The sequence below is a fragment of the Mucilaginibacter sp. P5_A4 genome (genome assembly GCF_056400605.1).
On sequence record NZ_JBFUKX010000013.1, the window covers coordinates 123,033 to 134,875 of the forward strand.

The following is an 11,843-nucleotide window of genomic DNA, read 5'->3' on the forward strand; positions in this document are numbered from 1 at the left end:
AAGATATGGAAACGAATTTGCCCCTGCATTTGCAGGAAGTCATTTTTTCGACAAGCGCCCCCAATGTCAGCAGACAAATATCCGGGTTAGTAAGACAAGGCAAGCTTAAAAAGCTAATACCCCGCGTTTATACGCCTAATTTAGGGGAAAAGCCGGAAACACTGATCAAAAGAAACCTATTTACAATTATCGGACATTTATATCCGGGAAGCCTGCTGAGCCACCGTTCCGCCTTAGAATTTAAACCAACAGCGACAGGTGACGTGTTTTTAACCTATCTCTATAAAAAGAAAATCAAATTTCCGGGTGTAACAATAAACCTGATGGAGGGACGGACAGCCATCGATGGTGATAATCCCCTGACCAACGGTTTATACGTTTCGCAGCAGGCAAGGGCGCTATTAGAAAATTTCCAGGAATCGCGGAAACCGGGGCCGGAATCAAAAACATTAACTATTGCTGAACTGGAAGGCCGCTTAGAGCAGACTGTTAGGATTAAAGGGGAAGCGGGATTAAATGAGATCAGGGATAAAGCCAGGGTGATTGCTGGCATTCTGCATATGGAAAAGGAATTTACCCGGATGAACAAGCTGGTCAGCGCCATACTGGCAACAGGTCCCTCTAAAATCTTATCATCACCGCTGGCCATTGCCCGGACATTTGGCCAGCCCTATGATCCCGTGAGGCTATCTCTGTTTGAAAAACTCTTTGTCGAATTGCAACAGCAGGAGTTTAGCCATCTGCCTGAACAAAATCTTAGCGAATTTACCTTTCGTAATTTTGCTTTCTTTGAAGCTTATTTTTCAAACTATATCGAGGGGACCGAATTTGAGATCAGCGAGGCAAAAAAGATCATTCAGACAGATACGCCCATGCCATCCAGGGACGAAGATTCTCATGACATCCTTGGCACCTATAAGCTATTAAGCAACACCACAGAAATGCGTGTAACACCGGCCAGCCCGGAGGAACTGCTGCACATTCTCCGATATCGCCACGAGGTCTTATTGAGCGCCCGGATATCCAAAAAGCCGGGGCAGTTCAAGGACAAAAATAATCGTGCCGGGGAAACGCATTTTGTAGATCAGACCCTGGTTAAAGGTACGCTGGCCAAAGGATTTGACTTTTATCGTAATTTAAGCGATCCGTTTGCCAAAGCAGCATACATGATGTTCCTGATCAGCGAAGTGCATCCCTTTTTGGATGGGAACGGTAGGCTGGCACGGGTGATGATGAATGCGGAACTTGTCAAAGCGGGCCAAACCAGAATTATTATTCCTACGGTATTCAGGGAGGACTACATGGGGGCATTAAGGCAATTGACCAGGCAGCAAACGCCGTCTGCGTATATCCGAATGCTATCGCGCGCCCAGCAATTCAGCGCCACCATTACCGGTGTAAATATCGACGAGATGCAGTACCAACTTGAACAAGCAGGTGCTTTTCTGGAACCTGAACAAGGCAAATTAAAAATAAATCTTATACCACCTGCTATTCGGCCTTGGGAACGGGAAGCTCCCGATGAAGAGCGCAGACCAAGACGTGGACGTTAATGCATCAAATCTGGATAGCGCACATTGGGGGGCATCTTCCAAGCCCCCAAACCCCTTTGGAGCATTTTCTGGTTAGATGCAAGTCCGCACAGTCAGCCCGCCGCCCCGGCTTGCATCCAACCAGAAAACGGCTGTTTTTCTTTTTCGCAACAAATAGGCGTAAATGACTTGTGGGATATGCAAACGCCCCCATTACTGCGTTCACTTCCGACGCTATCTTTCCTACTAAAATACTTGTTATTTAATCGCTATATTTGTTCAGCATCGGCAGCGATACGTAAAAAAAGCGGTCAAACCATGTGAAATAGCTCGTTTTGATATGAATTGAAAAATGCCCTAATCTTCACCCTGATGATTTTTTAAGTTATCAATGTGTTGAAAATCAACAATATAGAGAATAGTGGATGCGTCCTGCCATCCCGACAAAAGCGATACCAATCGAATCGAATACCCCTTAAATCGTATGATTTAAGGGGTATTTCTTTTTATTTCAACCCAAATTATTCAAGTAAACGAGTTGATCTTATCATTGGGTCGCTTATATGCTTTCAGCCAGGACTTCAACAACTGATGCGTAATAGGTTGCTTCGCGTTATTGGCTATGGTTTGATTAATATCCATAAACAAATGTAAAAAATTAATAAGATAATCGGAAAAAAACCGATTTTCTTATTAAAAAAATACAAATATTGTCATATCACGCGTATTGAGAGGTTAAGTTCTGCTTCCGGTCAGGCAGGATGTTATCATGTTTGCGACGTAAATTCCGCTTCCCGATTTGGTAAAAAATGTTAAAGCTATTTGAAAATTTTACGCCCGGCCCGAAATAGCTGTCATTTTCGGTGATCTTGCCGTCAGTCAATTTGAAATACTCGGTATTCCTACTTATCACCATAACCGCTTGGCATAACTATTGTGACCGCTAACGCAAAATGCTAAGTTATGTCAGACAATAAAGTTTCTTTGCATCGGGTGATCAAGGCATCACCCGAAAAAGTATACCGGGCTTTTACCGATGCGGTGGCTATGGCTTCCTGGTTGCCGCCCTGGGGTTTCGTTTGCGAGGTACACGAAATGGATGTACGGGTAGGCGGGAAATACAGAATGACCTTTCATAATTTCACTACGGAAAGTAAACAGTCCTTTGGCGGGGAATACCTGGAAATTAAACCCAACGAGTTTTTGAAATATCAAGATCAGTTTGATGATCCCAACCTGCCGGGTACCATGACCAATACGATCGATATCAAAAAAACATCGGTTGGTACCGACCTCCGTATCTTGCAGGAAGATATCCCGGTAGCGATACCGGCGGAAATGTGTTATTTGGGCTGGCAGGACTCGCTGGATAAACTGATCCAATTGGTCGAACCGGAAATACAGGATGTCTAATTTACCCATTTGGGTAAATTATTATTACTTTGCGGCCTAATGACCGCCAAAGACAAAAATACCGAACAAAAGATACTGGACGCTGCTGGCGACGTTTTTCATACGAAAGGCTTTGACGGCGCGCGGATGCAGGAGATCGCCGGGCAGGCCGGTATTAACAAAGGCCTGCTGCATTATTATTTTAAAACGAAAGATGCCTTGTTCGAAGCCATCTTTGGCGTGGCGCTGAACCAGGTCATTTCGCGTGTCCTGCAGATCCTGGAGCAGGAACTCCCGCTGGAGGAAAAGATCAGCCGGATGGTGGACCACTATATCACCATGCTGATGCTCAACCCAAACCTGCCGCGCTTCGTGCTGAATGAATTGAATAAAAAACCGGACCGTTTTATTGCCCGGCACCTGGACGATCAGGTAAAAACCGCTTTTGGGAAATTCCAGGCCAGTGTGGACGCGGAAGCATCCAAAAGACTGATCCGTCCGGTAGATGCCCGGCAGTTATTTACCAATTTGATGTCTCTATTGGTTTTTCCTTTTGTGGGACGACCCATGTTGCAAACCTTGTTTGCCGTAGACAACCAGGAATATAAAGCCTTGATGGAGGCTCGTAAAGCCCATATTAAAGAATTTATCCAAGCGGCGCTACGACCTTAAATTTTTTTGTACTCGATTTACCCATTTGGATAAATCTTTAAATGGAGGGAAATGAAAAAAACAGAAGTATTGATCATAGGCGCCGGGCCGACCGGGCTTGCGCTGGCTTTATGGCTGAGCCGTATGGATATTAAAGTCAGGATCATTGATAAAACAGCCGGGCCGGGCACGACCTCGCGTGCAACGGTTTTTCATGCACGTAACCTGGAATTTTATCACCAGTTGGGTATCGATCAGAAAGCCATAGCGGAAGGTATCTTTTTTAATGATATCAATCTCTGGGCTAAAGGGAAAAAAGTAGCGCATGTGGAATTCGGCACGGCCGCGGCAATCAGTCCCTATCCGTATGCGTTGATCTTTCCGCAGGATAAGCAGGAGGCTTTATTAATTGCCGAATTGGCGACATTGGGTATTAACGTAGAACGCGAAACCGAATTAGTCTCCTTCGAGCAGACGGATAAAGTGACCGCGGTAATTAGGCGGGGTGGTCAGACGGAAACGTGCGAAGCGTTGTATATTGCGGGTTGTGATGGTGCGCATTCTGCCGTACGGCAAGGCTTAGGCATTGATTTTCCGGGCGGCGATTATGCGCGTACCTTTTATGTGGCCGACGCCCAGGTGGCAGGCCCGGTCGCTGACGAACAGATGCACGGCGCACTGGATGAGGCGGATTTCTTTATCGTCTTCCCGATGAAGGGCAAGGGTAATGTCCGGCTGATCGGTACGGTGCCCGATCAGGATGCCGGGAAACCATTGGAATGGGGAGATGTCAGCCAGGATATTTTATCGCGGATGAAGGTCGAGGTAAAAAAGATCAATTGGTTCTCGACTTATCGCGTGCACCACCGGGTGGCGGCATCGTTCCGCTTGGGAAATACGTTTTTACTGGGGGACGCGGGTCATATCCATAGCCCGGTCGGCGGGCAGGGCATGAATACCGGGATCGGCGACGCGGTGAACCTGGCCTGGAAGCTGCGCGACGTCATCAAGGGACGCGCGGCTAAAAGCTTGTTGGATACGTATGAAGTGGAACGTATCGCTTTCGCCCGCCAACTGGTCAGCAGCACGGACCGCGCCTTTACACTCGTAACCAAGCAAAGTTGGCTCGCTAATTTTGTGCGTTTGGCTATCGTACCGCGTGTATTGCCTATCGTATTTCGTTTTGCCTGGATGCGGCGCTGGATGTTCAAAACGATGTCGCAGATCAATATCAAATACCCGCAGAGCCCGTTAAGTTCAGGAAAGGCGGGCAAGATCAAAGGCGGCGACCGCCTGCCCTGGACCGGCGAAAATTTTGAAAGTTTGCGCACACTCGACTGGCAAATTCATTGTTATGGCGAAGCTGCTCCTTCACTCCGACGATGGTGTGAGGCGCAGGGAATTTATTTACTGGAATTTGACTGGCGCAAAGCTATGGAGAAAGCCGGGTTTAAAAAGAACGTAGTTTACGTCGTGCGGCCAGACGGCTATGTTGGCTTAGTGCAGACAAGGGCGAATACCAACGACCTACACGCTTATCTGGCAGCTAAAACAAGCTTTAAACGCCTTTAGCGGGGCAGGTCGGCCTGCATAGCGCAGGAATGCAGGTACTGCACATCGTGGTTACCCTTTAATAAAAACCACCTTTTTTGGTCAATCCGTTCTTTACGGCTGGATACAAAGTTATACCAGATGTGCCGATCTCCCAGGTGCTCGCCGCCCAGCACCAACAACTTACCTTAAGTTGTTGATGTTATTTCTCCATAATTTCCTGCATAAAAATCACGATAGGCGTTTGCTATTTCGGCTTGTGAGTTCATCACAAAAGGACCTTCGGCTACCACAGGTTCTTTATATTCTTCACCACCAAATAACAGGATATCAATTGTTGTTAAAGAAGTGTTTTTTATTTCGATTTCTCCTGCTCTTCTATCAAATTCTACAAACTCTCCTTTTTGAAATTCGGTGTCGTTTAGCATCGCATTTTGCGTGGGCAGAAAAGCTGCAACTTCTATTGCGTTTTCGATTTCTATCGAAAGGTTTCCGCCTGCTTCCAATTGAATATGATACAAAAATTGCTTAGTATAATTCGGGATCTTCGAACTCAATTCTTCATAGTTACCCACAATAACTTTTAACCAGCCACTTTCATTTGGCAATCCTTTTTTGGGGATCTCGTTGGCTTGTATAGCGATATGAGCAGGCTTTTCGGCTTTGTTTTTTGCAGGTAAATTTATCCAAAACTGAAAACCCTGAATAAATTTGCTCTCTGTTTGCGAGTCATAATTTAAATTTTCATCGTGGATTATTCCATTGCCTGCTTTCATCCACTGTGCACCTCCTGAATGAATTATTGCCTCATTGCCGGCACTGTCAAAATGCTCTACTTCGCCTTGAAGAATATAAGTTAACGTTGCAATACCCCGGTGCGGATGAGCTCCCATACCGTTATGCGTTCGGGTATCTTTAATAACCGGGGCAACGTAATCCAAAAATACAAACGGACCAACTTTGTTAGCGTACCGGTTAGGTAACATTCGTTGGATGGATAAAGACCCCACTGCAGCACCACTGCCTTTTGTTGAAAAACTGGTTTCCTTTTTCATTTTCTTAACTGTTTTTACTCAGCCATTCCTGTAGAGACACAAATTCGCCGGTGGCAATGTCTTTGGCTAATTCAATCCGTAAGGCTGCATCTGGTCCCATGTAAGTATGTTTTTCAAAATACCCAAACATTTCAGCGAGTTCCTTTGCTCCTTCAAAAAAAGTTGAAAACAATTCATCCGGCACCTGTGAAAAACTGTACTCTTTGCCATTGGCTTTATATGCCTTAATAATATCATCGAAACTATTCAACTCTGTGGCAATTGAAAGGTAGCTGCCATTTCCAACTTTTTCAGGCTGCAAAAATGCACCGGCAACTACTTTTCCCAGATCATTAATATCCGACATGTGAATCGCTTTTTTTGTTGGATCAATCGGTAATGTCCAACCAGTTGTGCCATCTTGTTTTGGCTGTGGCCCCAGCATTCCAACAAGATTTTGATAATAGAATGGTGGCTGAACAAATGTTGAATATTTAAACCCTGCACTTTTCACCAGCTCATCTACCTTTGCTTTGCCGGTAAAATGGGGAACTTCAAATGCGGCTTCACTAATAATCTCCACATCCGGAAGTGTTGACCAAATAAAATGTTGCACTCCCGTTGCTTTTGCCGCTTCAATGGCATTTTTACCCTGGGTAATTTCGTCTGCACCTTCCCAAAAGTTGGTTACTACAAATACACCATAAGCATTTGTAAAAGCATCTTTTAATGATTGCAGATCTTGTAAATCTGCATAAACTGCCTCATTTGCCTTGCCTGTGTATTTTTCCGGATTACGGGTTATTGCTATTACATTAAAAGAGGCTTCATTTACAAGGGCATTTACAATACCCTTACCTTGTGAGCCTGTTGCTCCAACTACTACTATTGTCTTTTTCATTTGCTTCGTTTTATAATGTAAAATTGCAGCAATAGCAGGCCTTAGAACGATGATATATGATAAAAAAAAGCGTTGATAAATATCAACGCTTTTGTAAAACCAAAATTTAAACCGGAATGTTATTTAATTGCTTGTTTTCTGATTCTGCTTAAAGTTTCTTTAGTTATACCCAAAAAAGAAGCAATGAGATGTTGGGGAAATCGTTGAATAAATTGAGGGTGGTTATCGGCAAATTCTTCATAGCGTTTTTCTGCCGAATTACTAATGGCAGAATTCAGTCGTCGTTGAGAAACGATGAAACTTCTTTGGTCCATTAATCTTGTCATTTGTCCAAATGAAGGTACTTTTTCTATCAGATCCAGCATGTCTGCTACGGTAGCAATGAGTAGTTCGGTATCTTCCCAGGCATCAATATAATATTTAGATGGAGTAAGCATAACAGCACTTTCACGGTCGCTTGCCCAATAATTTTCAATGTATAATTGTACAATATGCTCCACACCTTTGTCATCTACGCTGTATTGTCGCATAGCACCTTTTACAATAAAACCAACGTATTTACACACATTGCCTTCTTCCAAAAAGTATTGCTTTTTTCGGAGTTTTTTGGGTTTAAAAGTCGCCACAATTAACGCTTCTTCATCACTTGTAAGTGGCAATGTAGCGCGTTGGTTGATATATGCTAAAAGGTTATCATGCATTGATCTTGATGGTTAAATTAAACCAATGCAAAGTTATAAATAATGTTGCGTATTGTTGGTTCGCACGGCGGGTCTGAAATGTTAGGATACCGGAATCGGGATTAGAAATACCAATAAAAGACAAAGGAGGAGCTATCTCATTTATCAAAGTATCCTCGTTTTAATGAAGCATCTATAATTTCCTCCAGAACTTTCATATCGATATCCTCCAACTTATTTATGTAGAGGCAACCAACCCCAGTTTTATGCTTCCCCAGCTTTTTAAGCGCAGCGGCATATTGTTGGTTAATATTGCCGCTGATGTATAACGACAGATTCGCTTTACGGGGGGCGAAACCTATCCGGATCCAATCCACTTCTCTACCGGTGGCAGCACTTTTTATTCTTACATTACCAAAACCGACGAGCGAACTGCCCCACATTGTTGGCTCTTCCCCAATTGCTTTTTTCATCATTTCCAAAATCACAAAACTGTCTTTTCGTTTTTGTTCACCCTCAATGCCATTGATAAATTCCTCAACACTTGCGGAAGTTGGTTTTGTTTTTATTTCGGCCATTTTAATTATTATTACTGGTTTCGCATTTTCAGTGCACAATGAGGGGAATCGCTTAAAAAAAACTGAAGTTGTGCCGGATTTATTTTCTCATCGAATTTACTAATCATTTAACCCCTTTCCATTGAGAATTTGCGGAATATGTTTTTCAACTCTGGCCTCCCGGGTTTTGGATTGTTTGGGTGCCGAAAAATGCAGCATGTATGCTCTTTGCCGTCCCGGTGTTAATGCATTAAAAGCGGCTTTTAGGGCAGGCATCTCTTCTAATTTATTTTGAAACTCTTCGGAAATTGCGAATTCTGCAGTCTTTTTTAAATCCACTTTTAACCCGGCTTTTTCTACTTCAATGGCTTCAAAAATATAGGCTTTCAGGATCGGTTTCATCTCAACTATTTCCCCAACATTGGTGAACCTGATCTGGCGCGCCGCCTGCACATTCTCCGTTTGTTGGATCAGGATACCATTGGCATCATTTAACAAGGCGCCTTTGAAAAACAAAAGCGCACAGTATTCTTTAAACACATGAATTAAAACTATGTTACTTGTCTGAAACGTGTAACAAGGAACACCCCACTTCAATTCTTCTGTTAGCCCACAGTCAAGAACGATCATTCTCAATTGCTCAATTTCTTCATGCCACGTTTTGGCTTCGTTAAAATAAAAATCAACCTTAGGATTCATGACACTCTTCGTTAGTAACTGTCTGCAAAAATTAAACCTTTAACGAGCCGCGGAAACCCCTGGCGGCGTAATAGGATTCTGCTCCGTTATGATAAACAAAAACAGTGTCGTACCGACGATCGCAAAAAATAGCCCCGCCAAGTTTCCTGATATCGGCCGGGGTTTTTATCCAGCTGGATGTTTTTAAATCAAATTTTCCAAGTTTCTGCAACTCCCGGTATTGCTCTTCCGATAAAAGCTCAATATTTATGGCAGCCGCCATATCAATAGCGTTATTTTCTGGTTTAAATTCTTTCCTTGCCTCATGCGCTTCGCGGTCATAGCAAAGACTTCTGCGGCCTTTAGGACTTTCGGCTGAACAATCAAAAAAAATGTATTCGCCCGTCTTTTTATCATAACCAACAATATCCGGTTCGCCGCCGGTTCTTTCCATTTCATTTAGCGACCACAATTTTTCGCTATTAGTTTCAAGCTTTGCTTGTACATTAGCCCATTCAAGACCCTCGTGGCGACTCATATTTTTCTCAAAACGAGCTTTCAATACTTTGAGTAGTTCTTCACGTTGTTCTGCTGATAATTTAGGATTCATGTTATTTATTTATTAAAGTTAACTGAAATAATTTTTCTTTCACCGGGCCTGAAATACCACGATACCATAGCAAGGATCAGCAATAACAACGAAGGAAATATTTCATTAACGGGATTTCCAGATGCCATGTGTGAAAATATCGCTCCCGACATGGCAAAGAAAAAACCTGCATAAGCCCATTCCTTTAGTAAAGTAAATTTAGGAATAAGCACTATTACAACCCCCAAAACTTTCCAAACGCCTAATATTGTTAAAAAATAGATAGGATAACCCAAATGCGTTATACTGTCTACTCCTCCAGATCCTGCTTTCGCTTTGAATAACTGTACTGCTCCGGTTGATAGCATTCCTAATGCAAGCCAGATGGTAGAAACCCAATAGATAATTTTGTTTCGCTTTGTCATAAGGTGTTATTTTAATTTGCTTACTATGTTTTGTAATCGGTTATGTGCCATATTCATACCCTGGGCAAAGGGTAGTTGCAGCATCCGGTCCCTGTGTGCAACTGATTTATATACTATATGTATATTGAGTTTGCTTGTATCATGAGTGAGGTGTTCAAATTCCAGGAACTCAAGCTGAATGGGAAAAGTTGTGTTCTCCATTTCAAATGTCCGTGTGATTTTCTGGTCGGGAACAAACTCATGGATTACTCCATTGGCCCGGAATACCACGTTTCCCTGAGCATCTGTTGTTTCAAATTGCCAGCCGCCGTGCTTTTTATTTTCGAGTTTCAGCACTTTCGTCCCCATCCATTGCTCAACAATTTCGGGCTCTGCATAAGCTTTAAATAGTAATTCCAATGGCAAATCAAATTCCCTGGTTATTACTAATTCCTGTTTGCCATCTTCAGCATCGATCTTTGTTTTTCGTTCCATATTACGCTATTTTTTTGATTGGTAGTTTTTCATTATGGTTTCCAATTTATTAAACCTGTCATCCCACATATTACGGAATGGTTCAATAAAGTCTGCTATTTCTTTCATTTTTTTTGCGTTACTATGATAGTAAATCTCCCTGCCGTTTTGCTCTTGTTTAAGCAATTCGCACTCGGTTAGTATTTGCAGGTGTTTTGAAACTGTTGGTCTTGCTGTGTTAAAATTCGAGGCTATTGCACCTGCTGTCATGGATTGCGAGGCTACCAACAGCAGTATGGCCCTCCTTGTCGGGTCGGCTATGGCTTGAAATACGTCTCGTCTTAAGTTCATCGTGTAGCTATTTGACTACAAATATAAATGTAGTTATTTAACTACACAATTTTTTTCATGATTTTTTTAAGGGATTATTTTGCGTGGTGTTACCCTGAGGCTTTGCACAATAGCGCAAATTGTAAAAACAGGTTAGTAATAAGACATTATAGTTTACTTCTGCTTTGTTTTTCTCCACTAAATTTAGCGTAACTAATTATAAGCATTTCTCAACCGCAAATGCGCATATCAAAACCTAATGAAAGATGTTAAATATTGACATTAAAGATCTGTTATTAAAAGTTGCGCATGATAATGATCTGGCATCCTTTAAAAAGATATATTTTTTATATTACGAAAGACTGTTAAAATTAGCCTGCTCCTTTGTGAAATTAACAGAAGTGGGAGAGGAGATTGTGGATGACGTATTTGTGAAAATATGGTCAAACCGGGCCAGATTAACTGGGGTGGATAATTTAACGGTTTATTTATATGTAGCCGTTAAAAACAGGGCTATCAATTATAATTTAACGAATCGCATAACCTGCGTTGATATCGAATCTGTTAGTTTTGAGCTTAAGGATATGAGCGGTTCTGTTGAGGATGTGTTAATTACCGATGAACTTGCAAAAATTATTAATTACACCATACAACGGTTACCTGATGAATGCAAAATAGTATTTAAACTTGTTAAAGAGGATAGTCTCAAATACCGGAAGGTGGCCGAGATATTAAATATCTCTGTTAAAACCGTTGAATATCATATGAATAACGCCCTGAAAAGAATAGCCGCTGCAATTTCTGCCTCACCAGATCACCATAAAAGAACAATAAAAAAAGCGTCCTCAAATTAATTTCATTTTTTCACTGGGGTGTTTTCATTTTCTCCTGTCCTTGTTACTGAAGCAAAAAAATGGATCAGGACACTATTTGGACACTTGTTGGAAAAAAACTTAATAATGAGGCTACCCCCGAAGAGCTTCGTCAGCTACATCAGTTGCTAAAACAGCCCTGGGCTGATGTTTATTCCATTCAGATATTGGAGGCTATGTGGCGGCAAAATCCCAATC

Annotated in this window: 15 protein-coding genes; 5 read left to right on the plus strand and 10 right to left on the minus strand. The window is 42.4% G+C overall.

Annotated elements, in window-relative coordinates; translation table 11 throughout:
- Positions 1-5: 5 nt before the first annotated feature.
- The 4 genes from AC1DQW_RS10630 (at position 6) to AC1DQW_RS10645 (ending at position 5,147) form a co-directional block, all read left to right on the plus strand.
- Positions 6-1,553 (plus strand): Fic family protein, encoded by a 1,548-nt coding sequence (locus AC1DQW_RS10630; protein WP_477454062.1) that lies wholly within the window; start codon positions 6-8, stop codon positions 1,551-1,553.
- Positions 1,554-2,495: 942 nt separating this feature from the next.
- Positions 2,496-2,945: an SRPBCC family protein gene (locus tag AC1DQW_RS10635; protein WP_477454063.1), complete on the plus strand. Its 450-nt coding sequence runs from the start codon at positions 2,496-2,498 to the stop codon at positions 2,943-2,945.
- 39 nt (positions 2,946-2,984) lie between these two features.
- Positions 2,985-3,596: a TetR/AcrR family transcriptional regulator gene (locus tag AC1DQW_RS10640; RefSeq protein ID WP_477454064.1), complete on the plus strand. Its 612-nt coding sequence runs from the start codon at positions 2,985-2,987 to the stop codon at positions 3,594-3,596.
- A 51-nt stretch (positions 3,597-3,647) separates the two neighbouring features.
- Entirely contained in the window at positions 3,648-5,147 is a 1,500-nt protein-coding gene (locus AC1DQW_RS10645) for an FAD-dependent monooxygenase (RefSeq protein WP_477454065.1), read from the plus strand.
- Here the strand turns inward: AC1DQW_RS10645 and AC1DQW_RS10650 are convergent.
- The 10 genes from AC1DQW_RS10650 to AC1DQW_RS10695 form a co-directional block, all read right to left on the minus strand.
- Positions 5,144-5,302: a hypothetical protein gene (locus AC1DQW_RS10650; protein ID WP_477454066.1), complete on the minus strand. Its 159-nt coding sequence runs from the start codon at positions 5,300-5,302 to the stop codon at positions 5,144-5,146. The two genes, AC1DQW_RS10645 and AC1DQW_RS10650, sit on opposite strands and share 4 nt — an antisense overlap.
- Before the next feature lie 12 nt (positions 5,303-5,314).
- On the minus strand, positions 5,315-6,181 hold the full coding sequence (locus AC1DQW_RS10655) for a pirin family protein (protein WP_477454067.1): 867 nt from the start codon (positions 6,179-6,181) through the stop codon (positions 5,315-5,317).
- A 4-nt stretch (positions 6,182-6,185) separates the two neighbouring features.
- Positions 6,186-7,061, minus strand: a complete 876-nt coding sequence (locus AC1DQW_RS10660) for an NmrA/HSCARG family protein (protein ID WP_477454068.1) — start codon at positions 7,059-7,061, stop codon at positions 6,186-6,188.
- 119 nt (positions 7,062-7,180) lie between these two features.
- Complete coding sequence (locus tag AC1DQW_RS10665; RefSeq protein WP_477454069.1) at positions 7,181-7,762, minus strand: Crp/Fnr family transcriptional regulator; 582 nt, start codon at positions 7,760-7,762, stop codon at positions 7,181-7,183.
- A gap of 137 nt (positions 7,763-7,899) precedes the next feature.
- On the minus strand, positions 7,900-8,319 hold the full coding sequence (locus AC1DQW_RS10670) for a DUF1801 domain-containing protein (protein WP_477454070.1): 420 nt from the start codon (positions 8,317-8,319) through the stop codon (positions 7,900-7,902).
- A gap of 99 nt (positions 8,320-8,418) precedes the next feature.
- Entirely contained in the window at positions 8,419-8,997 is a 579-nt protein-coding gene (locus AC1DQW_RS10675; RefSeq protein ID WP_477454071.1) for a YdeI/OmpD-associated family protein, read from the minus strand.
- A gap of 31 nt (positions 8,998-9,028) precedes the next feature.
- On the minus strand, positions 9,029-9,586 hold the full coding sequence (locus tag AC1DQW_RS10680; protein ID WP_477454072.1) for a DUF4256 domain-containing protein: 558 nt from the start codon (positions 9,584-9,586) through the stop codon (positions 9,029-9,031).
- A 5-nt stretch (positions 9,587-9,591) separates the two neighbouring features.
- Positions 9,592-9,990 carry a DoxX family protein gene (locus AC1DQW_RS10685; protein WP_477454073.1) on the minus strand — a complete coding sequence of 133 codons (399 nt, stop codon included), beginning with the start codon at positions 9,988-9,990 and terminating at the stop codon, positions 9,592-9,594.
- A gap of 6 nt (positions 9,991-9,996) precedes the next feature.
- Positions 9,997-10,464, minus strand: coding sequence for an SRPBCC family protein (locus AC1DQW_RS10690; protein WP_477454074.1), 468 nt, complete (start codon positions 10,462-10,464; stop codon positions 9,997-9,999).
- A gap of 6 nt (positions 10,465-10,470) precedes the next feature.
- The gene (locus tag AC1DQW_RS10695; RefSeq protein WP_477409440.1) at positions 10,471-10,794 is read right to left on the minus strand and encodes an ArsR/SmtB family transcription factor; all 324 of its coding nucleotides are present in this window, start codon (positions 10,792-10,794) and stop codon (positions 10,471-10,473) included.
- A gap of 245 nt (positions 10,795-11,039) precedes the next feature.
- Between AC1DQW_RS10695 and AC1DQW_RS10700 the strand changes: the two genes are divergently transcribed.
- Positions 11,040-11,627, plus strand: coding sequence for an RNA polymerase sigma-70 factor (locus tag AC1DQW_RS10700; RefSeq protein WP_477454075.1), 588 nt, complete (start codon positions 11,040-11,042; stop codon positions 11,625-11,627).
- Positions 11,628-11,843: the final 216 nt, after the last annotated feature.

What these genes read in the sequence shown, in the direction of transcription:
- AC1DQW_RS10700 (WP_477454075.1), top strand. Translation starts at nt 11,040, where the DNA reads ATGTTAAATATTGACATTAAAGATCTGTTATTAAAAGTTGCGCATGAT.
- AC1DQW_RS10690 (WP_477454074.1), bottom strand. Translation starts at nt 10,464, where the DNA reads ATGGAACGAAAAACAAAGATCGATGCTGAAGATGGCAAACAGGAATTA.
- AC1DQW_RS10635 (WP_477454063.1), top strand. Translation starts at nt 2,496, where the DNA reads ATGTCAGACAATAAAGTTTCTTTGCATCGGGTGATCAAGGCATCACCC.
- AC1DQW_RS10695 (WP_477409440.1), bottom strand. Translation starts at nt 10,794, where the DNA reads ATGAACTTAAGACGAGACGTATTTCAAGCCATAGCCGACCCGACAAGG.
- AC1DQW_RS10670 (WP_477454070.1), bottom strand. Translation starts at nt 8,319, where the DNA reads ATGGCCGAAATAAAAACAAAACCAACTTCCGCAAGTGTTGAGGAATTT.
- AC1DQW_RS10660 (WP_477454068.1), bottom strand. Translation starts at nt 7,061, where the DNA reads ATGAAAAAGACAATAGTAGTAGTTGGAGCAACAGGCTCACAAGGTAAG.
- AC1DQW_RS10680 (WP_477454072.1), bottom strand. Translation starts at nt 9,586, where the DNA reads ATGAATCCTAAATTATCAGCAGAACAACGTGAAGAACTACTCAAAGTA.
- AC1DQW_RS10665 (WP_477454069.1), bottom strand. Translation starts at nt 7,762, where the DNA reads ATGCATGATAACCTTTTAGCATATATCAACCAACGCGCTACATTGCCA.
- AC1DQW_RS10630 (WP_477454062.1), top strand. Translation starts at nt 6, where the DNA reads ATGGAAACGAATTTGCCCCTGCATTTGCAGGAAGTCATTTTTTCGACA.
- AC1DQW_RS10685 (WP_477454073.1), bottom strand. Translation starts at nt 9,990, where the DNA reads ATGACAAAGCGAAACAAAATTATCTATTGGGTTTCTACCATCTGGCTT.
- AC1DQW_RS10675 (WP_477454071.1), bottom strand. Translation starts at nt 8,997, where the DNA reads ATGAATCCTAAGGTTGATTTTTATTTTAACGAAGCCAAAACGTGGCAT.
- AC1DQW_RS10645 (WP_477454065.1), top strand. Translation starts at nt 3,648, where the DNA reads ATGAAAAAAACAGAAGTATTGATCATAGGCGCCGGGCCGACCGGGCTT.
- AC1DQW_RS10640 (WP_477454064.1), top strand. Translation starts at nt 2,985, where the DNA reads ATGACCGCCAAAGACAAAAATACCGAACAAAAGATACTGGACGCTGCT.
- AC1DQW_RS10655 (WP_477454067.1), bottom strand. Translation starts at nt 6,181, where the DNA reads ATGAAAAAGGAAACCAGTTTTTCAACAAAAGGCAGTGGTGCTGCAGTG.